Source organism: Gilvibacter sp. CC01 (assembly GCF_055755295.1).
Map to the genome: position 1 here is coordinate 988,584 of NZ_CM146909.1, position 21,419 is coordinate 1,010,002.

The 21,419-nt window shown below is 45.2% G+C and carries 22 protein-coding genes and 1 pseudogene; 3 read left to right on the forward strand and 20 right to left on the reverse strand.

The genetic code is table 11. The features are described 5' to 3' along the window. Window positions 1-515: 515 nt before the first annotated feature. Entirely contained in the window at window positions 516-842 is a 327-nt protein-coding gene (locus AC0J2F_RS04680) for a hypothetical protein (RefSeq protein WP_473009060.1), read from the reverse strand. A gap of 33 nt (window positions 843-875) precedes the next feature. On the opposite strand from AC0J2F_RS04680, the gene AC0J2F_RS04685 reads away from it, so the two are divergent. The 3 genes from AC0J2F_RS04685 to AC0J2F_RS04695 are packed head-to-tail and all read left to right on the forward strand — an operon-like array spanning window position 876 to window position 3,587. Next, on the forward strand, window positions 876-1,058 hold the full coding sequence (locus AC0J2F_RS04685; RefSeq protein ID WP_087524504.1) for a DUF5522 domain-containing protein: 183 nt from the start codon (window positions 876-878) through the stop codon (window positions 1,056-1,058). Next, window positions 1,055-3,043: a urocanate hydratase gene (locus AC0J2F_RS04690; protein ID WP_473009061.1), complete on the forward strand. Its 1,989-nt coding sequence runs from the start codon at window positions 1,055-1,057 to the stop codon at window positions 3,041-3,043. The genes AC0J2F_RS04685 and AC0J2F_RS04690 overlap by 4 nt, the downstream gene beginning before the upstream one ends. 4 nt (window positions 3,044-3,047) lie before the next feature. Further along, the gene (locus tag AC0J2F_RS04695; protein WP_473009062.1) at window positions 3,048-3,587 is read left to right on the forward strand and encodes a DUF4136 domain-containing protein; all 540 of its coding nucleotides are present in this window, start codon (window positions 3,048-3,050) and stop codon (window positions 3,585-3,587) included. Between the two features lie 62 nt (window positions 3,588-3,649). On the opposite strand, the gene AC0J2F_RS04700 is transcribed toward AC0J2F_RS04695, so the two are convergent. The 19 genes and pseudogenes from AC0J2F_RS04700 to AC0J2F_RS04790 all read right to left on the reverse strand — a co-directional run bounded on the left by AC0J2F_RS04700 (window position 3,650) and on the right by AC0J2F_RS04790 (window position 21,412). After that, a complete protein-coding gene (locus tag AC0J2F_RS04700) occupies window positions 3,650-5,698 on the reverse strand; it encodes an alpha-ketoacid dehydrogenase subunit alpha/beta (RefSeq protein WP_473009063.1) in 2,049 nt (682 codons plus the stop codon). 11 nt (window positions 5,699-5,709) lie between these two features. Further along, complete coding sequence (locus AC0J2F_RS04705; RefSeq protein ID WP_473009064.1) at window positions 5,710-6,759, reverse strand: branched-chain amino acid aminotransferase; 1,050 nt, start codon at window positions 6,757-6,759, stop codon at window positions 5,710-5,712. 16 nt (window positions 6,760-6,775) lie between these two features. Beyond that, window positions 6,776-8,044 carry a dihydrolipoamide acetyltransferase family protein gene (locus AC0J2F_RS04710; RefSeq protein WP_473009065.1) on the reverse strand — a complete coding sequence of 423 codons (1,269 nt, stop codon included), beginning with the start codon at window positions 8,042-8,044 and terminating at the stop codon, window positions 6,776-6,778. After that, a complete protein-coding gene (locus AC0J2F_RS04715) occupies window positions 8,041-8,643 on the reverse strand; it encodes an acyltransferase (protein WP_473009066.1) in 603 nt (200 codons plus the stop codon). The genes AC0J2F_RS04710 and AC0J2F_RS04715 overlap by 4 nt, the downstream gene beginning before the upstream one ends. Further along, window positions 8,643-9,395, reverse strand: coding sequence for an enoyl-CoA hydratase/isomerase family protein (locus tag AC0J2F_RS04720; RefSeq protein ID WP_473009067.1), 753 nt, complete (start codon window positions 9,393-9,395; stop codon window positions 8,643-8,645). Before AC0J2F_RS04720 ends, AC0J2F_RS04715 begins: the two co-directional genes overlap by 1 nt. Window positions 9,396-9,397: 2 nt before the next feature. After that, a pseudogene (gene paaZ, locus AC0J2F_RS04725) lies at window positions 9,398-11,886 on the reverse strand (phenylacetic acid degradation bifunctional protein PaaZ). A gap of 9 nt (window positions 11,887-11,895) precedes the next feature. Next, entirely contained in the window at window positions 11,896-12,495 is a 600-nt protein-coding gene (locus AC0J2F_RS04730; protein WP_473009068.1) for a short chain dehydrogenase, read from the reverse strand. Between the two features lie 6 nt (window positions 12,496-12,501). Continuing rightward, complete coding sequence (gene pcaF / locus AC0J2F_RS04735; protein WP_374957898.1) at window positions 12,502-13,713, reverse strand: 3-oxoadipyl-CoA thiolase; 1,212 nt, start codon at window positions 13,711-13,713, stop codon at window positions 12,502-12,504. A 1-nt stretch (window position 13,714) separates the two neighbouring features. Beyond that, window positions 13,715-14,194 (reverse strand): hypothetical protein, encoded by a 480-nt coding sequence (locus AC0J2F_RS04740; RefSeq protein ID WP_473009069.1) that lies wholly within the window; start codon window positions 14,192-14,194, stop codon window positions 13,715-13,717. Beyond that, on the reverse strand, window positions 14,191-14,598 hold the full coding sequence (locus AC0J2F_RS04745; protein WP_473009070.1) for a PaaI family thioesterase: 408 nt from the start codon (window positions 14,596-14,598) through the stop codon (window positions 14,191-14,193). Before AC0J2F_RS04745 ends, AC0J2F_RS04740 begins: the two co-directional genes overlap by 4 nt. Then, a complete protein-coding gene (locus tag AC0J2F_RS04750) occupies window positions 14,598-15,758 on the reverse strand; it encodes a 3-hydroxyacyl-CoA dehydrogenase NAD-binding domain-containing protein (protein WP_473009071.1) in 1,161 nt (386 codons plus the stop codon). The genes AC0J2F_RS04745 and AC0J2F_RS04750 overlap by 1 nt, the downstream gene beginning before the upstream one ends. A gap of 1 nt (window position 15,759) precedes the next feature. Beyond that, complete coding sequence (locus AC0J2F_RS04755; RefSeq protein ID WP_473009072.1) at window positions 15,760-16,542, reverse strand: enoyl-CoA hydratase-related protein; 783 nt, start codon at window positions 16,540-16,542, stop codon at window positions 15,760-15,762. Beyond that, the gene (gene paaD / locus AC0J2F_RS04760; protein ID WP_473009073.1) at window positions 16,539-17,042 is read right to left on the reverse strand and encodes a 1,2-phenylacetyl-CoA epoxidase subunit PaaD; all 504 of its coding nucleotides are present in this window, start codon (window positions 17,040-17,042) and stop codon (window positions 16,539-16,541) included. The genes AC0J2F_RS04755 and paaD overlap by 4 nt, the downstream gene beginning before the upstream one ends. Before the next feature lies 1 nt (window position 17,043). Next, window positions 17,044-17,799 (reverse strand): 1,2-phenylacetyl-CoA epoxidase subunit PaaC, encoded by a 756-nt coding sequence (gene paaC, locus AC0J2F_RS04765; RefSeq protein WP_473009074.1) that lies wholly within the window; start codon window positions 17,797-17,799, stop codon window positions 17,044-17,046. A gap of 5 nt (window positions 17,800-17,804) precedes the next feature. Continuing rightward, a complete protein-coding gene (gene paaB / locus AC0J2F_RS04770) occupies window positions 17,805-18,092 on the reverse strand; it encodes a 1,2-phenylacetyl-CoA epoxidase subunit PaaB (protein WP_473009075.1) in 288 nt (95 codons plus the stop codon). Window positions 18,093-18,102: 10 nt separating this feature from the next. Further along, window positions 18,103-19,065: a 1,2-phenylacetyl-CoA epoxidase subunit PaaA gene (gene paaA, locus AC0J2F_RS04775; RefSeq protein ID WP_473009076.1), complete on the reverse strand. Its 963-nt coding sequence runs from the start codon at window positions 19,063-19,065 to the stop codon at window positions 18,103-18,105. 12 nt (window positions 19,066-19,077) lie between these two features. Next, a complete protein-coding gene (gene paaE / locus AC0J2F_RS04780; protein ID WP_473009077.1) occupies window positions 19,078-20,136 on the reverse strand; it encodes a 1,2-phenylacetyl-CoA epoxidase subunit PaaE in 1,059 nt (352 codons plus the stop codon). A gap of 76 nt (window positions 20,137-20,212) precedes the next feature. Then, window positions 20,213-20,785, reverse strand: coding sequence for a TetR/AcrR family transcriptional regulator (locus AC0J2F_RS04785; RefSeq protein WP_473009078.1), 573 nt, complete (start codon window positions 20,783-20,785; stop codon window positions 20,213-20,215). Window positions 20,786-20,800: 15 nt separating this feature from the next. Further along, window positions 20,801-21,412 carry a DUF4230 domain-containing protein gene (locus AC0J2F_RS04790; protein WP_473009079.1) on the reverse strand — a complete coding sequence of 204 codons (612 nt, stop codon included), beginning with the start codon at window positions 21,410-21,412 and terminating at the stop codon, window positions 20,801-20,803. Window positions 21,413-21,419 lie beyond the last annotated feature (7 nt).

Sequence of the window (21,419 nt, forward strand, 5' to 3'; positions counted from 1 at the left end):
TCTCTGTCCAATTAAAATATACTTCCATTCACAAATAAATGCCTTGATTTTGAGAAACTTACAAGTTTAAACTCAATAGAACAAGCAAAAAATTAAGAATCGGAACGAAGAAATTTAGTCATATATAATCGTCATGACCTTAAGCACAACTGTTTATAGTCAAGTAGGAATTTATAATATTAGCCCCAACACCACATTAAATGATAATGCAGCTATAAACTTAAAAAATAAGAATATTAACACTTTCAAATGGAAATAACAACAAAATCGATTTAGGAGTCACTCCTTTTTCTACTTACCGAATAGTGAGACCTAACAAAACAGATTTTGTGTCCAGGTAATGGTGATATTGAACTTGGAAAAGAATATTCCACTGCGACATTCATTTGCTGTAGTACTGATTCGCGCTGATATATGATTCAATATCCTCAAGGAAGATAATACGAATTCTAATAGGTTAAGTAGATCTGATATTTGAAGTCGCAGTAACACCTTCACCCACAGCCACGGCGCATTTATAAATACCTTAAAAATGCCCAGAACCGAAAGTTCTGCAGATAATCCAAATCGGTATCATTGGCGTAAGCCTCTCGTTCCATTGACAGATTGCTGTAGGCCTTTCTCTTGTTTCCGTGCTTTAGCCATCGAAAGAAAAACTCGGTGATATACCAGAGATAAAAAGGCAAGATGAGCATCTGCAGCTGCTGTCTTAAATGGATCCTTTCGTGATTAATCAATACAGCATCGCGTTTTAATTGTTCGCTGCGCAATAAAATAAATGGCCATAAGGTCATTCCGTAGGTACCTTTTGGTAAGAAGTGTCTATTTACCAGCACTATCATGCTCTCAAGGTAAGAAAATAGTATTTTTGCACTATGAGCACATTCGGAAAAAGAATCCCATTGGAACCCGGCGATTATTACCTAACTCCGGAAGGCTACAAATGTTTTACTGAGCAATACCATTTAAAGCGAGGTTATTGCTGCGAAAGTGGCTGCAGGCATTGCCCTTATGGCTACGACAAAAAGACCAACTCCCAATCCAAACGCAACTCATGAGTTTTAAAGAAGCAATACTTCAGGGTATCCCAGATAAATTACCTCCCGCAAAGCCTTTTGATCCGGCTGTCAATCACGCGCCAAAACGCAAGGCGATTTTAAGTGCTTATGAGCAAGAATTAGCTTTGAGAAATGCACTTAGATATTTTGATCCGAAGCATCACGAAGTATTACTGCCAGAATTCAGAGAAGAATTGGAAACCTACGGCCGCATTTATATGTACCGATTCCGACCAGACTATACCATGCATGCAAGAGCTGTAGATGAGTACCCTGGTAATTCTTTGCAAGCCAGCTCCATTATGCTGATGATCCAAAATAATTTGGACCCAGCCGTGGCACAGCATCCGCATGAACTCATTACCTACGGAGGTAATGGTGGCGTTTTTCAAAACTGGGCGCAGTACCTGCTCACTATGCAGTATCTGGCCCAAATGACTGACGAGCAAACGCTGGTCATGTATTCCGGACACCCTATGGGCCTTTTCCCTTCTCATGAGAATGCTCCACGCGTGGTAGTTACCAATGGTATGATGATTCCGAATTATTCCAAACCAGATGATTGGGAACGATTCAACGCCTTAGGGGTTACCCAGTACGGACAAATGACGGCGGGTAGTTATATGTATATTGGGCCGCAAGGAATTGTTCACGGAACTACCATTACGGTGCTTAACGGATTTCGTAAAATTGGCAAGGCGCCCAAAGGTGGGCTCTTTTTAACTTCTGGACTTGGAGGTATGAGTGGAGCCCAACCCAAGGCAGGAAATATAGCCGGTTGCGTTACTGTATGTGCGGAAGTCAATCCGAAAGCGATCCATACTCGCCATAGCCAAGGATGGGTGGACGAAGTGATTAGTGATCTGGATGTCTTAAGCGAACGCGTAAAAGCTGCAAAAGCAGCAAAAGAAACAGTCTCTATTGCCTATGCCGGTAATGTAATTGAAGTTTGGGAAAGATTTGATACCGACAAAATTCAGGTAGATCTGGGGAGCGATCAGACCTCACTGCACAATCCTTGGGCAGGAGGTTATTACCCAGTTGGTCTCTCTTTTGAAGCCGCCAACACCATGATGGCAGAGCAGCCAGACAAATTCAAGGAAGAGGTGCAACAAAGCCTTAAGCGACATGCTGCTGCCATAAACAAACATACCGCAAGAGGCACCTATTTCTTTGACTACGGCAACGCTTTTCTATTGGAAGCTTCTAGAGCCGGTGCAGCCATCTTAGACACCGAAAATCCGGCGCGTGAATTCATCTATCCGAGTTATGTGCAAGACATCATGGGACCTATGTGCTTTGACTATGGTTTTGGACCGTTCCGCTGGGTATGTGCCAGTGGTGACCCAAAAGATTTAGCCAAAACTGATGCACTTGCCTTGGAGGTCTTAGAAGATTTGATGCAAAAGGCTCCGGAGGAGATCCGCCAGCAAATGGCAGACAATATTCAATGGATCCGAGGAGCTCAGGAGAACAAATTGGTAGTGGGTTCTCAAGCACGAATCCTCTATGCCGACTCTCAAGGCCGTATCGCAATTGCAGAAGCGTTTAACAAAGCCATCGCTAAGGGCGAACTCGGCCCCGTCATTCTAGGGAGAGACCATCACGATGTTTCTGGTACCGACTCCCCTTACCGAGAGACCTCAAACATATACGACGGTAGTAGTTTTACTGCAGACATGGCTATTCACAATGTCATTGGAGATAGCTTTAGAGGTGCCACCTGGGTGAGCATTCACAACGGTGGTGGTGTTGGCTGGGGAGAGGTTATTAACGGCGGATTTGGTATGGTTCTTGATGGTTCTAAAGAAGCGCATACCCGTCTGAGACAGATGCTTTTCTGGGATGTAAATAACGGAATTGCAAGACGCAGTTGGGCGCGCAACGAGGAAGCTTTATTTGCAATTAAAGCAGAGATGGCCAGAGAGCCAAAACTCAAAGTAACGCTTCCGAATATCGTTGACGACTCTTTATTTAAACCATAGTGCTATGCAAATTAGAAAATTCTTACCCTTGGCTGCTTTAGTACTGCTTGTGATGAGCTCTTGCACCTCCGTCCGTGTGGTGTCTGACTATGATACAACAGCCAGTTTTGACAATTACAGATCATTCGCCTTCTTTAAACCCGGCGTAGATAAAGCACAGATCTCAGATCTGGACAAAAAGCGAATTCTTAGAGCTATCGATGCCGAATTGACTGCCAAAGGCATGATCAAAAGTGAAAATCCGGATCTGCTTATCAGCATTTTCACTAAAGAACGTGAACGCGTAGATGTTTACAACAACAACTTTGGCTGGGGCTGGGGTTGGAACCCATGGTGGTGGGGCGGTGGCTTTGGCAATACCGTTTCTAGCCGTACAGAAGGTACTTTATATATTGACCTTATAGACACCACAACCAATGAACTGGTTTGGCAAGGATTGGGCACAGCCAATATCTCTCACCTGAGCGTAGAGCGAAAAATTGATCGCATTCAAGAGATCGTCGCTAAGATCCTTGAAGAGTTCCCTCCGGAACCAAAACAATAAAAGCACAAATACAAAAGGCGATCACTACGATCGCCTTTTTTGTTCTATAACCCAATCAGTTACTAATATTCCAAAAGGGTTTTGATCTTGGCTTTTACTTTCTCTGTAGATGGAATCATGGTCTGTTCCAAGGTACTGTTGAGCGGAATAGCTGGCATGTTTTCACTTCCTATGACCATTACCGGGCCGTCTAGTGCCGTAAAGCATTCTTCTTGTATTCTCCCCGCCAAAGCTCTGGCAAAGCTGTTCTCTGACGGTTCCTCAGTTACTACCAAACATTTACCACATTTATTTACAGAGGCAAAAACAGTTTCGTAATCCAAAGGATGTAGGGTTCTCAGGTCCACAATCTCTATGCGATCTTTCATTCCTAACTGCTCGGCAGCATTCATGGCCCAATGTACACCCATACCATAAGTAATGATACTCAGGGTTTCTTCTTGCTCTTGCTTCCAGATCTCATTGAGGACCCAGGCTTTCCCGAAAGGCAAAATATAATCTTCTGCAGGCTCCAAGGAGGTTGCGCCTTTGGTGCCTGGCACTTTACTCCAATACAAGCCTTTATGTTCAAAGATCACTACAGGGTTTGGGTCGTGATAGGCCGCTTTGAGTAATCCTTTTAGATCGGCCCCATTGCTTGGATAAGCGATCTTTAATCCACGAATATTGGTCACTACACTCTCTACAGATGAACTGTGATAAGGCCCTCCACTTCCATACGCTCCGATAGGCACACGCAAGATCATAGAAACTGGCCATTTCCCATTACTCAAATAACAACTGCGACTCACCTCGGTAAACAACTGATTGAGTCCTGGCCAGATATAATCGGCAAACTGAACCTCAACGATTGGTTTGAGTCCTACTGCGCTCATCCCCACGGTAGAACCAACAATAAATGCCTCTTGAATCGGCGTATTAAATACGCGATTGTCTCCAAATTTTTGCGCCAAGGTTGCTGCTTCTCTAAATACACCTCCCAAGCGTGCTCCCACATCTTGCCCGTAAAGCAGACACTCTTTGTTTTGCGCCATGAGTTCTTCTATAGCAAAGAGTGCACAGTCTACCATAACTACTTGCTCTGCTCCCTCCGGACTGCGATCTCCTTGCTCCTGGGTAACAGGAGTTGGTGCAAAATCGTGGGTAAACAGATCTTCTGGTTTAGGATCTTCTGCCATCTTGGCCTTGACAAAGTCCGCAGCTACTTTTTCTTTCACTTCGGATTCAATAGCGCTGATCTGATCCGCAGAAAAACCACTATCGCTCAATAATTTTTTAATTTTCGGATAAGGATCACGACTTCGCGCCTCCTCCAGATCATCTCTATACCATTCCATACGTACCCCAGAAGTATGGTGATTCAAAAGAGGAACCCTAGCGTGAACCAAGAAAGGTCTTCGCTCTTTACGTATGGTAGCGATGATCTCTTCCAGTTGGGAATAACTCTCGGCAAAATCCGTTCCGTCTATAGTTACGGCATCCAAACCGTGAAATCCGGCTGCGTATTCATAGGCATTCTGGGCACGTGTCTCCGCAGCATTGGCACTAATGTCCCAGCCGTTGTCTTGCACCAAGTACAAGATAGGCAGCTGCTTTAAAGCGGCCATTTGAAAGGCTTCTGCAATCTCTCCTTCGGTAACTGATGCGTCTCCCAAGGAACAAACAACTACAGGAGCTTCTACAGAATCATCTTGTAAGCCCACACTTTCCTTATACCAAAAGCCCATAGCAACTCCTGTTGCCGGGATGGCCTGCATACCAGTAGCAGAACTTTGATGCGGGATCTTGGGTTTGTCTTCATCACGCAGACTCGGATGGGAATAGTAAGTTCGTCCTCCAGAGAAGGGGTCGTCTTTTTTGGCCAAAACCTGAAGCATCAACTCATAAGGCCGCATCCCAATGGCGAGTAACATAGAGTCGTCTCGGTAGTAGGGAAACATATAATCCTGCGGTTTCATTTGTAGGCCTACAGCAGTCTGAATTACCTCATGACCACGCGAGGTTGCATGTACATATTTCGAGACCTCTTTAAAGTTCTCCTCATAGAGTTCGGTCATAGCCTTAGCCGTGGCTACATTGGCAAATGCCTTTTGTAAAAGTTCTTTATTCATAGCTGCGGAAACTAAACCGTGAGCATCCAGTTGTGCTCATCTTCTAAACGACCCGTTTTAATTCCATTCAAGGTAGCATTGATCTGTTCTGCAACTGGGCTACTGTCACCTAATGGGATCATTTCATCGCCCCAACCAATGGCTTCTATATAGGCAATACCCACTGCTGTTCCTGTACCAAAGGCTTCTTCTAAGCGACCTTCGGCGGCAGCTTTGGTCAATTCTTTAATGCTGATGCGTCTCTGCTCCACATTGTATCCAGCGTCGGCCAATAAGGTCATTACAGAACGTCTGGTGATACCATCGAGTACAGCACCGTCTAGCGTTGGTGTCACAAAATGCCCATCGATCTTAAAAAAGATATTCATGGTCCCAACCTCTTGAATGTATTCGTGATTTTCCGCATCTAACCATAAAACTTGGTCATAACCTTTGGCTTTTGCCAACTCTGTTGGTCTGATGGCTGCCGCGTAGTTTCCTGCAGCCTTGGCTTCTCCCGTTCCACCTTGCGCAGCGCGGATGTACTGGTTCTCTGCATACAAACGAATACGTTTACTGAAGAACGGACCAGCCGGGGAAGCGATTATGATAAATTTATACGAAGTAGCCGCGCGCATCCCGATAAATGGCTCATCGGCATACATAAATGGACGCAAGTACAAGGCACTTCCTTCTTGTGGAGGAATCCAACTGCGCTCCAAGGCTACCAATTGCTTTAAGCCTTCAACAAAAAGATCCTCAGGAAAGTCAGGCATGCCCAGACGCGCAGCACTAAAGTTTAGACGAGCAGCATTGTCATAAGCTCTAAAAAGCATAGGGTTACCAGAGGCATCCACGGTAGCCTTCATACCTTCAAAAATGGCTTGCCCATAGTGCAAGGCCATAGCCGCCGGATGCGTCGGAATAAGTTCTAATGGACGTATTTCCGGATCCTGCCAATGTCCATCTTCATATTGACATATGAACATATGATCGGTAAAGGTGCGACCCAAAGGGATATTGTCAAAATCAATAGCAGTGGCTCTTGATTGTGCTACTCTTTGCGTTTTTATCTTTTGCATAGTTGTTTGCATAGTCTTAAATCGTTTTGTTGGAATCATACTGTTCCATATAATCGGCTATCCTTCTCAAGAAAGATCCTGCCAAGAAACCATCTACAATACGATGGTCAAAGGAGAGGGAGAGATACATCATTTGGCGGATCTCGATCTTATCCCCTTCCGGATACTCGATCACCTCAGCGCGCTTTTTTATAATACCTGTTGCGAGGATCGCCGCTTCTGGCTGATTGATGATCGGCGTGCCCATTAAACTCCCAAAGGTCCCAACATTACTTATGGTAAAGGTGCTTCCTTGGGTATCGTCTGCTTTTAGATTGCCTTCGCGAGCAGCGAGGGCTAAACGATTGGTCTCTGCAGCCAATTCAGCCAAGCTCAATTTATCAGCATCTTTTACGACAGGTACGATCAAATTGCCACTGGGCAAAGCAGTCGCCATCCCAATATTGATATGATCTTTAATAATGATGTCTTCGCCATCTAAAGAGCTATTGATATTCGGGAAATCTTGAATGGCTTTTGCAATGGCCTGAATGAATAAAGGCGTGAAAGTCAACTTCTGCCCATGCTTCTCCATGAAAGCCGCTTTATTCGCCTTGCGCCAAGTACTCATGGCAGTCAAATCAGCTTCCACATAGGCCGTTACGTGAGGCGAAGTGTGTTTGGAGAACACCATATGATCTGCAATCATTTGGCGCATACGGTCCATAGGCACGCGTTCTCCTGTACCTTTATCAAACTTCAGATCGGGTACTTTAAAACCTGAATCACTTGTGGGTTGTACAAACTGATACGGACGCCCGTCTGCAATGTATTGCATAACGTCACTCTTTCGTAAGCGACCTTCATTGCCCGTAGCTGGGATTCGAGCGAGTTCTTCAAAACTAATGTGATGCTCCCGAGCAATGGCCTCAATAAGGGGGCTCACAAAGATATTCTCATTTACCGTATAGCCTGTAGCTGGCTTTTTCTTGGGTTTAGAAGTCTTAGCTGCTGCGGATACTGGAACGGCAGCTATTGGTGCCTCGGCTTTAACCACAACTACATCACTGAGTTCTAGTTCTGCTAAAGGAGCACCTACGGCAACAACTTCTTTAGCTGCTGCTAAATGCTTGATTAGCGTCCCGGCAGCAGGTGCTGGAACTTCATTATCTACCTTGTCTGTAGCCACTTCGCAAAGGATATCTCCTTCTGCAAAGGTCTCCCCTTCTCCTACCAACCAGTTCAGCAGGGTACCTTCTGTAATGGATTCTCCCATTCTCGGTAAAGTCAAGGTGTGTTTCTTCATGAATTATTGCGTTTAAAACTCGCTAGTGTTTTATAAAAATCTTCTTGTTCAGGCCTGTTCTCTGGAATCTCTGTTAGTGGTTCTACTTCTTTGAGGGATTCGTGACAGTCTGCTGGCAACTGCTGATAGAGTTTGGTCCCTGCAGTCTTCCAAGCGATCATCTCGTCACTGACCTCTTTGATCACTTTAGCCGGATTTCCGACCACCAAACTGCGTCTTGGGATCACCGTTTCTGCCTTGACAAAACTCATGGCTCCGACTATGGATTCCTCGCCAATGACAGCATCATCCATGATCACGGTATTCATCCCAATAAGGCAATTACGCCCCAAATTGGCACCGTGAATTATTGCTCCGTGCCCCACATGAGCTCCAGCCGCCAGCGTAATGCTCTTGCCCGGAAACATATGTACGGTGCAGTTCTCTTGCACATTGACTCCATCCTCTAATATGATCTCACCCCAATCGCCGCGAATAGCAGCTCCTGGCCCTATATAACAGTCTTTACCAATGATCACATTGCCGGTCACTGCCGCCAAAGGATGCACAAAACTGCTGGGGTGCACTACTGGGATATGTCCTTTAAAGGAATAGATCACTACTTAAATCGTTTCAAAGTTTCTTTGGTGAATTCACTCAATACCAAGCGACCGCTAATGGCTGCTCGCTGGGCCAAGAGTTCGTCCCAATGCTCAGTACCTTGCCAGAACATTTGCTTCATTTCACGCATGGCTTCTGGGTTGTATCCACAAAGCTGCTTGGCAAAACCATTGACAGCCTCATCCAATTCTTCTGTGGAATCGTAAACCTGAGTAAATAATCCTTTTTGTCTAGCCCATTCTGCGGGATAGAAAGTATTGGCATCTATAGCGATCTGCGACATGCCGCTTAATCCAAGCTTGCGCTGTACAGCTGGCCCAACCACAAAGGGCCCGATACCCACATTGAGTTCACTGAGTTTAATGGCTGCAAATTTGGTCGCCATACAGTAATCAGTAGCCGAAGCCAATCCAACTCCGCCTCCAACGGTCTTTCCTTGCACACGACCAATGATAAACTTTGGACATTTGCGCATGGCGTTGATTACATTGGCAAATCCAGAAAAGAACACCTGCCCGGTTTGAGCATCGTCTATAGCGATGAGTTCTTTAAAACTGGCGCCTGCGCAGAAAGTGCGATCGCCACCGCTTTTTAAAATGATCACTTTTACAGCCTCATTTTCACCAGCAGCAGTAATAGCATCGGCAAGTTGAGCCAAGATGTCTCCCGGTAAGCTGTTGTGCGCGGGATGAAAGAATTCAATGGTTTCTATACCTTCTTCAATATGTGTCTTTACGTAAGGTGCGGTCATATTTATAATAGTCCAAATTGTTCAAAATGATGATTCAAATGCTTGCGCTCCAGTAAGTACCATTCAAACTTGTTGAGGGGTCCAAAAACAACATTATTGGTAATGGCCTCTGGGTTCTCTTCAAAGAAATTCAGATAGGCCTCACGCGCTTCTAGCATTTTTATTTTTGCAGTTTCTAAATCAGCATGCAGATGCTCATTGATCTTAGATTCTGCAGCCAATGGAAAATCGTATTCCCTTGGCATTTTTTTATAGTTGTACAGGGTCTCATTGACCTTTTCCAATATCTTCTCTGGCGTGGCGATCTCAAAATCTTGGATCTCTCCGCTGGCAATGCGGTAGGTGTACTCCAAGTGTTCTATCATAGCCTGAGCTGACATGGTTCCCCAAGCCGGTTTATCATCGGCCTGAAGTCTGTTGAGACAGCTTTTGATGGTACTTTCGGTCATCTCAGTAAAGACCGTTTGCTTCTTTTGTACCATGGTCAAGATAGTCGCAATGGCCACTAACTCATCCGCAGTATCAAAGACCTCCACATACCATTTTACAATTCCGCTTGGCAATTCCTTACCTCGAGAATCTCTGTCAATCTTCTGCTTACAGGTCAGGCGTACATAAACGGTATCGTTGTGATAGATAGGTCGTAAAAAGCGGCACTCCTCTAAACCGTAGTTGGCAGCTACTGGGCCTTTGTTCGGATAGACAAACAAACCTGCTGCTGCAGCCAATATAAAATACCCATGCGCCGTGCGCTTTTCAAAAATGGAACCGTCCAGCGATGTAATATCTGTATGCGCGTAGAAATGATCCCAAGTTAGGTTGGCAAAATTCACAATGTCTCCATCGGTAATGGTGCGTTTATGTGTCATTAAAGACATGCCCGGCTCGATATCTTCCCAATGGTAGGCAAAAGGATGCTTGTCAATTTCTTTATAGGCGCCTTTAGGCTGATAGATCCCGGTTACCTCAGTTAGCGTAGTTGGTGAACCTTGCACCGCACAGCGCTGCAAATAATGCTTCACCCCGCGCATTCCGCCCATTTCTTCACCACCTCCGGCCCTACCTGGACCCCCGTGGATCAGGTTCGGCAGTGGAGAACCGTGGCCGGTACTTTCCTTAGCGTTCTCTCTATTGAGCACCAAAATACGGCCGTGATGGCTGGCCGCTCCAACTACATAATCTCTAGCAATAGTGTCGTCATGAGTAACAATTGAACTCACCAAAGAACCTTTACCCATACGAGCCAAGGTAATGGCTTCGTCCAGATCTTTATACGGCATCAGCGTACTTACAGGGCCAAAGGCTTCTGTAACGTGTACCGCTTGATTTTTAAACGGATCGTCCTCACGCAAAAGGATGGGGGAAATAAATGCTCCAGCAGCTGCATCAGCTCCAGTGGTATTGACGGTTTCAAGATCACCATATACCAAACTGGCGGTTTGGGCGATCTTGTTTACTTGTTCTTTTACAGCATCACGCTGCTGTGTACTCACCAAGGCACCCATACGCACTTCTTTAAGGCGTGGATCACCTACAGTTACTTTGTCTAATGCCTTGCCCAGAGCGATCTGCACATCTTCTATTAAAGGCTCAGGAACTATAATTCTTCTTATAGCAGTACATTTTTGACCACATTTTACTGTCATTTCTTTGCGAACCTCTTTGATAAAAAGATCGAACTCTGGAGTACCCGGAACTGCATCAGCTCCTAAGATCGAAGCATTCAATGAATCAGCCTCCATGGTAAAAGGCACTGACTCTGCAAGCAGCTGCGGATGGTTCTTTAACAAACGACCAGTACTGGCAGAACCCGTAAAGGTCACTACATCTTGAGATTGTACCGTATCTAAAATGTTCTTGGCTGTACCGCTAATGAGTTGTAAGCTTCCTTCAGGCAAAATTCCTGAGGCGATGATTTCACGTACTATAGCTTCTGCTAAATAAGCGGTCTGCGGAGCTGGTAAAACTACAGCTGGCATACCAGCCATCCAATTTACGGCGCATTTCTCTAACATTCCCCAAAGTTAAAGGCGTTGATATGCACAGCAACTCCTTGTCTTGGCACCATGATGTGATGCGCCATAAAACGTCCGCCGCGAGAAAGGTCTATAGGGTCTCCTTCTACGTGAAACGGCTGATTTGGAAATAATTTACGCAATGAAGCATTGGCAAAGAGATTTCCGAATCCACCTTCAATATCGATCCAACTGTCAATACGCGTGGCTCCAGTTCTATAGCTGAGCTCATAAAAGGCCTCCTTCTTTTTGGTCAAATGCAGCGCGAGCTTCTTGAGCATATTTCCACGCTCTTGAAAGGTCATTTTTCTTAAGGTATCGCCTTTATCACGGCCGTATTGGAGAATATCTGGAACTGCAAGACCTTCTACAGAAACTGCAGTAAAAATCTCTCCGGTTACCGAATCTGCAATTGGATTACCGTCTCCGGCACCGTCCATCCAGGATCCTAATACATAATGTTGGGTCTTATTCATACTGCTCTTTTATGCGTTCACACGTATTATTTGTCCGTTGATCTTTCCGAGAACACTTTTAAGGTAAGCGTTCGTGACTTTAGCCATAGGCACCGGATCGTGTCCAGGGAAATAGTCTTTATATTTTTCGTAAGCATCTTCTACCAACCCAGCACATACCACATTGACACGTACCCCGTCCAATTCAAGAACTACAGCCCTTACAAAACTGTGAATGGCACCATTGACCATGGCTGCGGAAGTAGTCATATCCACCGGGTCGTCTGCAAGAATACCTGTAGACAGGGTAATAGAGCCTCCCGGGCTCAAATAGTCTTTGGCAATACGCACCACATTGACCTGCCCCATGAGTTTGCTGTTTATACCAATGTAGAAGTCGTCTTCACTTAAGTTGTAAAACTTGTCCCATTTGGCGTCACCCGCGGCAACCACAACGGCATCTACAGTACCTGTGGTCTTGAAGAGCTGTTTCAAATCTGCCTCTGAGGCCATATCCACTTGGAGGTCCCCAGAATTTCTACCTACAACAACCACCTCATGTGCTTGCTTAAGCGCAGCAACTACATGGCTACCTATGGTTCCGTTTCCTCCTATGACTACTACTTTCATCTTTACCTAAAGGTTTACATTTTCTATAATGGCCGCGTAACCTTGTCCCACACCAACACACATCGTGATAAGCGCATAGCGTTTACCCGTTTGTTGTAATTCCAATGCTGCGGAATAAGCGATTCGCGTTCCCGTAACTCCTAACGGATGCCCGATAGCAATAGAACCTCCGTTTGGGTTTATTCTTGGGTCGTCGTCGGCCAAGCCCCACTGTCTAATACAGGCCAAAGCTTGAGAAGCAAAGGCTTCATTGAGTTCAATAACATCCATATCTTCTAGGCTCAAATTGGCTTTCTGGAGTGCTTTGTAGGTTGCCTCTACCGGGCCTATACCCATGATTCGAGGTTCTACCCCTACCACTGCCGAACTCACAATTCTAGCCAGCGGTTTAAGGCCATATTGTTTTACGGCTTCTTCCGAAGCGACAATGGTTGCTGCTGCTCCATCGTTCAGACCAGAAGAGTTTCCGGCCGTTACACTCCCGTCTGATTTGAAAGCCGGACGTAATTTGGCTAGTATTTCTTTGGTAGTTGTTGGTTTTATGAATTCATCTTGCGAAAAGATGATATCGTCTTTTTTGCGCTGCGGAATCACCACATCCACGATCTCCATACCCAGTCTACCACTCTCGCGAGCCGCAGCAGCCTTCATTTGGCTCCAATAGGCAAAAGCGTCTTGGTCTTCTCTTGAAATATTGTATTTGGCCACTAGGTTCTCTGCGGTATTTCCCATGCCGTCAGTGCCGTAAAGCTCGTGCATCTTGTGATTTACGAATCGCCAACCGAAGCTGGAATCGTACATTTTAGCATCATTCCCAAAAGCAGAAGTAGGCTTCGCAATTACATATGGCCCGCGGGTCATGTTCTCTACTCCTCCAGAGATGAAAAGATCTCCATCTCCAGCTTTAATGGCACGGTTGGCCTGAACAATTGCAGAGAGTCCACTGCTACACAAGCGATTGATGGTCTCTCCCGGAACGGTGAAAGGCAAACCTGCTAACAGTAATGCCATACGCGCCACGTTTCTATTGTCCTCACCGGCTTGATTGGCACAGCCCATGATCACGTCATCATAAGCGTCCAAGGGGATCTCTGGATGCCGAGCCGTTAATTCCCTTATGACATGGGCTCCTAAATCATCGGTACGTACCGCGCTTAGGGTTCCTTTATAATTTCCTATTGGAGTTCGAACTCCGTCTATGATATAGGCTTCCTTCATATTATTCTTTTACCGCAGCACTCAATGCCGCTGTTTTTGTGTAAGCATCCATTTTCTCAGCATCATGACCAGGACCGTAGAATCCTGAAACCAAAATGCTAGTGGAATCGTCATTCTGGCGAGCATACATAGTTAAATAGGTGTCCCCTTTATCCTTAAGTATCATCTTAACAAACAAAAAACGCTTGCCATCTAGTGTGAGAATATCTTTCTCTACAACCTCTCCACCTTGTTCAAGCGAGCCTGTATTGTATTCCAGTTCCATTTGTTCAAAGGAGATGGGAAGTAATTGTCCCATAATAGCTGCTTTGTAATCCTCGCTGTAAAAAGCTTGCCCATCGGGGGTTTTAATGGGAAAGTAATCCTCGTCTACCTCAAAGTTCACGGCAATAGCTCCCAATTCGTTTGGCGGATTACTATCCTGTTGTCCAAAGACAAATAAAGGGCTTATAATAAATAGTAGGACTGCTAATTTTTTCATTCTTCCCAATCTTTTGATGTTCTGTAAACCACGCCTTTGAACAGCGCTACTAATTCTTTTCCGCGATGGATCTCAACGATATTAAAACCCACCTTATTCTTGGTATGATCCAAGGTACATTCGGCCACCAAATAATCACCTTCGTTCAATGCTTCTATGTGATTGATCGAAGTTTCAATAGACACCGCATATTTACCGTGGGTATTACTGGTAAAACCAAAAGCTGTATCTGCCAAAGAGTACGTAATCCCGCCGTGAGCAAAACCCATGCTGTTGAGCATCTCTGGTCTAACCTTTAGACCTAACCGAACTCGACCAACTTCACAATGCAAGATCTCTATCCCCAGCCATTGGCTAAAAGGATCTAGAGATAGCATTTTATATGGGATCTTCTCGCCTTGCATTAAAAGAAATTTTCATTGGCCTCGGCCATTTTTCTAAGTATTGGCGATGTTCTATAGCGATCTTCGCGATAGGTATCGTAAAGTGCATCTAACTGATCCACGCATTTGACTATACCGAATTCGTCTGCCCAAGCCAAGAGACCTTTGGGGTAATTCACACCCTTGGTCATGGCCAGATCAATATCTTCAGCGCTGGCAATGTTTAGATACAAAGCATCTGCAGCCTCGTTGATCAACATAACCAATACACGGTTCAATATTTTGGTTGCCAAAGCATCATCTGTCTGAGGTTCTGGATTTACAGCGCCTTCGGCATAATTGTAATAACCTCTACCCGACTTTCTTCCTAAATAACCGGCTTCGCTCAAGCGCTTTTGTGTAAAAGAAGGTTTGTAGCGCGGGTCGTAATAAAAAGCCTTAAAAACAGTTTCGGTTACGGTGTAGTTAACATCGTTTCCAATAAAATCCATCAGCTCAAAAGGTCCCATTCTAAAACCTCCCTTGCTCTTCAGTGCCCAATCAATGGTAGGAACGTCGGCAATTCCTTCTTCCAATATCCGCAGTGCCTCGCCGTAAAAGGGTCTAGCCACTCGGTTTACTATAAATCCTGGAGTATCCTTGGCTAAGGCAACGACCTTACCCCAATCATTAATAGTTTGAACTACTAAATCGGTATTGTGGTTGGTGGTTTGTACTGCTGGGATGACCTCAACCAACTTCATCAGCGGAGCAGGATTGAAAAAGTGAATTCCCAGACAGCGTTCCGGTTTTTGTAAAGACGCAGCTATAGCGGCTACCGATAAAGATGAGGTATTGGTGGCTATGATACAATCGTCTCCGAGCAGCGGTTCTAATTGCTGAAACAGCTTAGTCTTGATCTCTAAGGATTCCACGATAGCTTCAATAACCAGATCAGACCCCGCCAGATCTCCTAGAGATGTAGAATAGCTGATCAAGGATTGAATTCTTTCCTTTTCTGCGGATTCAATGCGGCCTTTGACCACCAAACGGCTCAGTACTTGTTCTAGTTTTGCTGCGGAGTGGTCCAAGACATCTTGGTTCAAATCGCAAAGTACAACCTCACAACCCGCTGTGGCAGCAACTTGTGCTATGCCACTTCCCATGGTTCCGGCTCCTATAATCCCTACCCGATGTATCATATTATCGTCCTATAAAATTGGGTTTTCTTTTCTCTATAAAGGCCGCTACCCCTTCTGCATAATCTAAGCTCTGAGCGGCAGCGATCTGTTGTTCAGATTCCATGTGCAATTGCCCTTCTAAAGAACTGTTGCACGAAGCATTGAGCAACATCTTAGTACGTGCTAGAGCCTGGGTAGGCATAGCCGCTAATTTTTCTGCCAATAGCGCAACGCTTTCTTCCAAAGTGGAACCTGGTACTGCCTGATAGATCATACCCATTTGTTCAGCCTCTGTTGCACTGACCTTGTCACCTAGAAACATCAGGGCTGTCGCACGTTGCATTCCAATTAATCGCGGTAGAAAAAAAGTTCCTCCACTGTCTGGAACCAATCCGATCTTACTGAATGCCTGGATAAAGCTAGCCTCTTCTGCAGCCACAACGAGATCACAAGCCAATGCAATATTTGCTCCTGCGCCAGCAGCCACTCCATTTACAGCAGCGATAACTGGCTTTTCAAGATTTCTTATACGTTGGATGATGGGATTGTAATGCTCTTCGAGGATCTTTTTAAAGCCTGGATTGAGTTCTGGTATGGTAACCTCTTTCAAGTCTTGACCAGCACAAAAGGCCTTCCCGATTCCAGTAATAACTACGGCTCGCACACTACTATCTTCTGCAGCGGCGTCAAGTTCAGCTTGCATGGCCAAAGCCATTTCTCGATTGAAACTGTTAAAGACCTCCGGTCTGTTCAGGTAGATGTACTGCACATCTGCTGCCCGTCGGGCTTGGATAAAATCGCTCATTTAAGACATTTAAAATAGTCAAAAGGTTCTTGGCAGTCCATACACTGAAATAGTGCTTTGCAAGCTGTTGAACCAAATTGACTGATCATTTTAGTATTCGTTGATTTACAGTTGGTGCAGGGCACCAAACGTTGGTCTCCCAGAAGCGCTGCCTTGTCTGCAGTTTCGCTAAGAGGAGGTGCAATACCGTAGTCGCGCATTTTTTTGCGACCAGCTTCGCTGATCCAATCGGTGCTCCAAGCAGGAGCTAAGATCAATTCTACTGTTGCAACTATTCCCACCTTGGCAAAAGCCGCTTTAAGGTCGTCGCCAATGACATCCATAGCCGGACAGCCGGTATAAGTTGGGGTGAGTTTTATATGAACACCTTCGGGCGTTCGCACTGCTTCTCTTACAACACCTAGGTCTAGCACCGTTAAAACGGGAATTTCCGGGTCTGGAACAGTTTCCAGAATCGGGATCAGATCGGCCTCTATATTAGGATGCAGTTTAATGGTCATCTTACCAGGTCATGTTTGGGTAAGTGCGTTGCATGTATTGCAGATCGGCCAAGAGGTAACCCATATGTTCGGTATGAACTCCTTGTTTACCACCTTTTTGGAAGTAGGGATTCTCTGGTACAGCAATGGTGGCTTTCTGCAATAGCGATACTACATCGTTGTAGTAATGCTCTTTAAAAGAAGAGAGCTCAGGGCCTATTCCAGCTTGGGCGGCCAAAGTTTCTGTTTCAGAAGGCACAAAGAATTCTTGGGTATAAGGCCATAGGTCTTCTACAGCTTGAACCACACGCTGATGACTTTCTGGTGTTCCGTCGCCTAGACGCAGCATCCAATCCGAAGAGAATCGGCGGTGATAACGAGCCTCCTTTACCGCTTTACTGGCGATCGCTTTAATAGTCTCGTCGGCAGAATTCGCCGATAACCATTCCATCAGCATTAAATGATACACATCAAAGAAATACTGGCGTGTGATCACATAAGCAAAGTCTGTATTGGGTTGCTCCACCAAAAGTACATTGGTGTACTCATTCTCCTTGCGAGAAAAAGCGACATCGTCTTCTGATTTGCCCTCTAGCTGAGAAGCCGCATATTGAAAACAACTACGAGTTTGCCCAAGTAGATCCAAAGCTATATTGGTCAGCGCAATATCGGTCTCCAAACTTGGCCCGTGCCCGCAAAGTTCGCCCAATCGCTGTCCTAAGATCAGCGCATTGTCTCCCAAGGTGAGCATGTATGCGTATAAAGATTGTTTCTCCATTACTATTACATATGTTTTACCTCATCGGGTAGATTGTAAAAGGTAGGATGACGGTATACCTTATCTTGAGCAGGCTCAAACAGCTCACCGTAATTCTCTGGATTAGAGGCTGTGATATGTTTGGACTCAACAACCCATATGCTCACGCCCTCATTGCGACGCGTGTAGACATCGCGAGCGTTTTCTAGTGCCATAGTGGCATCCGCAGCATGTAAACTACCAAAATGTCTGTGCTCCAATCCGTTCTTGGATCTGACAAAGACTTCCCATAATGGCCAGTTCTTTTTTTCCATAACTTTCAATTTAACTGGCCTGAGCCACTTCTGATTTTGCTTTTTCTTGTTTCTCTGCATAGGCGACAGCTGCATCGCGCACCCAAGCTCCGTTCTCCCAGGCAGAAACGCGTGCGTTCATACGCTCCTTATTACAAGGGCCGTGTCCTTTGACTACCTGCCAGAATTCGTCCCAATCGATCTCACCAAAATCATAAGAACCTCGCTCTTTGTTCCATTTAAGATCTGGGTCTGGTACAGTTAATCCAAGCAAGTCCGCTTGCGGCACTGTCTGATCTATGAACTGCTGGCGCAGTTCGTCATTGGTCTTGCGCTTGAGCTTCCACTTCATGGATTGCTCGGTATGCACAGACTCTGCATCTGTAGGGCCAAACATCATAAGGCTTGGCCACCACCAACGGTTGAGTGCGTCTTGAGCCATTGCCTTTTGCTCTGGAGTTCCTTTAGACAGGGTGAGCATGATCTCGTACCCTTGACGCTGGTGGAAACTCTCCTCTTTACAAACACGAACCATTGCCCTGGCGTATGGTCCAAAAGAGGTGTTACAAAGCGGCACCTGATTAATGATCGCTGCGCCGTCTACCAACCAACCTATGGCTCCAATATCGGCCCACGTCACTGTTGGGTAATTGAAAATGCTGGAGTATTTCGCCTTTCCGGTGTGGAGTTGTTCGTATAATTCTTCACGACTGATCCCTAAGGTCTCACAAGCACTGTAGAGATATAAACCGTGCCCAGCCTCGTCTTGCACTTTGGCCAACAAGGCTGCTTTACGTCTTAAAGAAGGGGCTCTGGTGATCCAATTTCCTTCTGGCAACATCCCTACAATTTCTGAATGGGCATGCTGAGAGATCTGACGAATATGCGTCTTGCGATATTTCTCTGGCATCCAATCTTTAGGTTCAATCTTTTCGTCGTTGGCAATGCGCTGCTCAAAGATCTCTTCTAGGTTTTTGATTTCTTTTTCACTCATAATTCCGGTTTTTTATACGTCGAAATCGACGGTGACTTTATCGCTTTGAGGAACCGCCTGACAACTGAGCACAAAGTCTTGTGCAACCTCATCGGCCTCTAAAGCGTAATTTATCTTCATGGCTACCTCGCCACTCAAAACTTTACATTTACAGGTGCTACAAACGCCTCCTTTACATGCGTAAGGCAGATCTGCTCCTGCAGCTAAGGCAGCATCCAGGATGTTGTCGTGCTCGTCTTCCATAACAAAGCGAAATTCTTTTCCTCCATCTATGATAACGACTTCCGTGCCTTCCTGTACTTCTTTAAGTTCTACGGCCGGTGCTGGCGCATCGCCCGTGTAAAATAGTTCGTAATGAATGTTTTCCAAGTCCATGCCTTGGTCTTGCAGGGCATCGCGAATAAGGAAGATCATTTCCTGCGGCCCACAAATAAAACAACCATGCGTATCTGGCACATCGATAAAGGTTTTGGTCAGTGCCTGCATTTTCTCCTCGTCAAAACGTCCGTTGAACAAGGGTATATCTCTGCGCTCTTTTGTTAAAAAGTAAAAGATCTCAAACCGATCAAAGTATTGATTCTTAAGCGCTTCTATCTCTTCTTTAAAGATAATGGATTTGACCGTACGGTTCAAGAAGAACAACTTAAAGCTACTATCTGGTTCTTGGGCCAAATGCGTTTTTATTATAGACAAAATAGGTGTGATCCCACTTCCTGCGGCAAAGGCGATATAATTTTTGGGCGTATCACTAATGGGAACAAAAAATCGACCGCTAGGAGGCATAAGCTGAATCGTATCGCCAGCTTTAAGCGATTCGTTGACATAAGTTGAGAAAACACCTCCCGGGATCTGCTTAACGGCTACGCGCCAAATTCCATCTAGCGGACTTGAACACAAGCTGTAAGAACGACGCTCGTCCTTACCGTTAATGTCTGCCCTAAGGGTCAGGTGTTGTCCCTGCGTGAACGCAAAGGTCACTTTAAGATCATCTGGGATCTCAAAAGTTACTACAGAAGTGTCCTTGGTTTCCTTGTACACCTCTGCCACGCGGATGTCGAAAAACTTTGCCATACCTGAATTTATAAGACAAAACTAACGTTTGTTAGTTAAATTTACAAGAGCCAATATCTAAATTTTTGCCAATTATCTAGGCTCTTATGCTCGCCAACATGGTGGCGGTCATATCGTCCTTAAGTGTCTGCATATCAATACTATTCTTTTTAGGATACCACAAATAAAGGGTTCTAAGGGTGGATAAGACCGAGAACAACAATATCTCCGGATCGCGATTGGCTATGGCACCTTCTGCAATTCCGGATTTGATGATCTGTCTAAAATTCTCCTCGTATTGATTGCGCATTTCTTCGAAATAAGGCAAGGTCTTGCCTTCTAAATGCATCCAATCGTTATTGAGTGATCCCAAGGCATCCTGGTTCTTTACTGTTACGTCTATATGCAAATGAATGACCTGTTCTACCTTATCTAGGGTAGGCATGTCAGAAATAAAAATTCGATTCATTCCTACGGTAAACTCCTCCGCCACACTGATAATGAGCGATTCTAAGATCTCATGCTTAGAAGAAATATGATTGTATAAGCTAGCCGCTTTTATACCCAGTTCCTTGGCCAGATCACGCATGGTAACTGCACTATATCCCCGCTCTAGGAACAACTTGGCGGCCTTTTCAATTATCTCTTCTTTTCGACTAAGGGTTTTCAATATGCGGTGGTTTAATTAATCTAGAAGCTGCCAATCTTCTGGTATTTTTATGGTCTTTTCTTTGTGGATCAAGGTCCAACCCATGCTCTCTGTAAGCACAAAAAGCTGCTGCAGCTCAGAGATCAGTCTGTTTTGTGCATTGGTCATAAGTTCACTTTGTAGGGCTTGAACCCTTAGACTGTCGGTGACTTTTTTGGTGATGGTGTTGAGTGCCTCGGCATCAAAATCGTTAAAGATCCCTTGCTCTACATCGTAATATTCTATGCGCGGTGCGATCTTCAATTCTGGGTCTGGCAAATAGGTAACGGTCAATGTTTTGGCTATGCTGTCAATATCGATCTCCATTTTGCGAAGATCATAGCTAACTTGCGCCTGAGCATCCACTACTATGAGCGCCTTCTTTTTTGAGGAGAAAAAGTCGAAATAATAGCTTTTGGAATCCTCGTAGTTGTGGATCTGCGTAAAACTACCTTCTGTAACGACTAACTTGCCCACGTTCTGAAGTTGCTGCTGCAACATGGCTGAACTCTGCAAACGCTGCTGACTCCCTTGACGACGGTAATCACAATACTGATAGACAAAGACGATCAATAAGGCAAAACAAGCACCAAATAAGAAATTACGCATGGCTCAA

Coding starts and splice junctions, on each gene's coding strand:
- AC0J2F_RS04720 (WP_473009067.1), bottom strand. CDS start 9,395: ATGACCGCACCTTACGTAAAGACACATATTGAAGAAGGTATAGAAACC.
- AC0J2F_RS04745 (WP_473009070.1), bottom strand. CDS start 14,598: ATGCAAGGCGAGAAGATCCCATATAAAATGCTATCTCTAGATCCTTTT.
- paaC (WP_473009074.1), bottom strand. CDS start 17,799: ATGGAGAAACAATCTTTATACGCATACATGCTCACCTTGGGAGACAAT.
- AC0J2F_RS04790 (WP_473009079.1), bottom strand. CDS start 21,412: ATGCGTAATTTCTTATTTGGTGCTTGTTTTGCCTTATTGATCGTCTTT.
- AC0J2F_RS04690 (WP_473009061.1), top strand. CDS start 1,055: ATGAGTTTTAAAGAAGCAATACTTCAGGGTATCCCAGATAAATTACCT.
- AC0J2F_RS04730 (WP_473009068.1), bottom strand. CDS start 12,495: ATGAAAGTAGTAGTCATAGGAGGAAACGGAACCATAGGTAGCCATGTA.
- AC0J2F_RS04695 (WP_473009062.1), top strand. CDS start 3,048: ATGCAAATTAGAAAATTCTTACCCTTGGCTGCTTTAGTACTGCTTGTG.
- AC0J2F_RS04750 (WP_473009071.1), bottom strand. CDS start 15,758: ATGATACATCGGGTAGGGATTATAGGAGCCGGAACCATGGGAAGTGGC.
- AC0J2F_RS04700 (WP_473009063.1), bottom strand. CDS start 5,698: ATGAATAAAGAACTTTTACAAAAGGCATTTGCCAATGTAGCCACGGCT.
- AC0J2F_RS04755 (WP_473009072.1), bottom strand. CDS start 16,542: ATGAGCGATTTTATCCAAGCCCGACGGGCAGCAGATGTGCAGTACATC.
- pcaF (WP_374957898.1), bottom strand. CDS start 13,713: ATGAAGGAAGCCTATATCATAGACGGAGTTCGAACTCCAATAGGAAAT.
- paaD (WP_473009073.1), bottom strand. CDS start 17,042: ATGACCATTAAACTGCATCCTAATATAGAGGCCGATCTGATCCCGATT.
- paaE (WP_473009077.1), bottom strand. CDS start 20,136: ATGGCAAAGTTTTTCGACATCCGCGTGGCAGAGGTGTACAAGGAAACC.
- AC0J2F_RS04680 (WP_473009060.1), bottom strand. CDS start 842: ATGATAGTGCTGGTAAATAGACACTTCTTACCAAAAGGTACCTACGGA.
- paaA (WP_473009076.1), bottom strand. CDS start 19,065: ATGAGTGAAAAAGAAATCAAAAACCTAGAAGAGATCTTTGAGCAGCGC.
- paaB (WP_473009075.1), bottom strand. CDS start 18,092: ATGGAAAAAAAGAACTGGCCATTATGGGAAGTCTTTGTCAGATCCAAG.
- AC0J2F_RS04705 (WP_473009064.1), bottom strand. CDS start 6,759: ATGCAAAAGATAAAAACGCAAAGAGTAGCACAATCAAGAGCCACTGCT.
- AC0J2F_RS04710 (WP_473009065.1), bottom strand. CDS start 8,044: ATGAAGAAACACACCTTGACTTTACCGAGAATGGGAGAATCCATTACA.
- AC0J2F_RS04685 (WP_087524504.1), top strand. CDS start 876: ATGAGCACATTCGGAAAAAGAATCCCATTGGAACCCGGCGATTATTAC.
- AC0J2F_RS04740 (WP_473009069.1), bottom strand. CDS start 14,194: ATGAAAAAATTAGCAGTCCTACTATTTATTATAAGCCCTTTATTTGTC.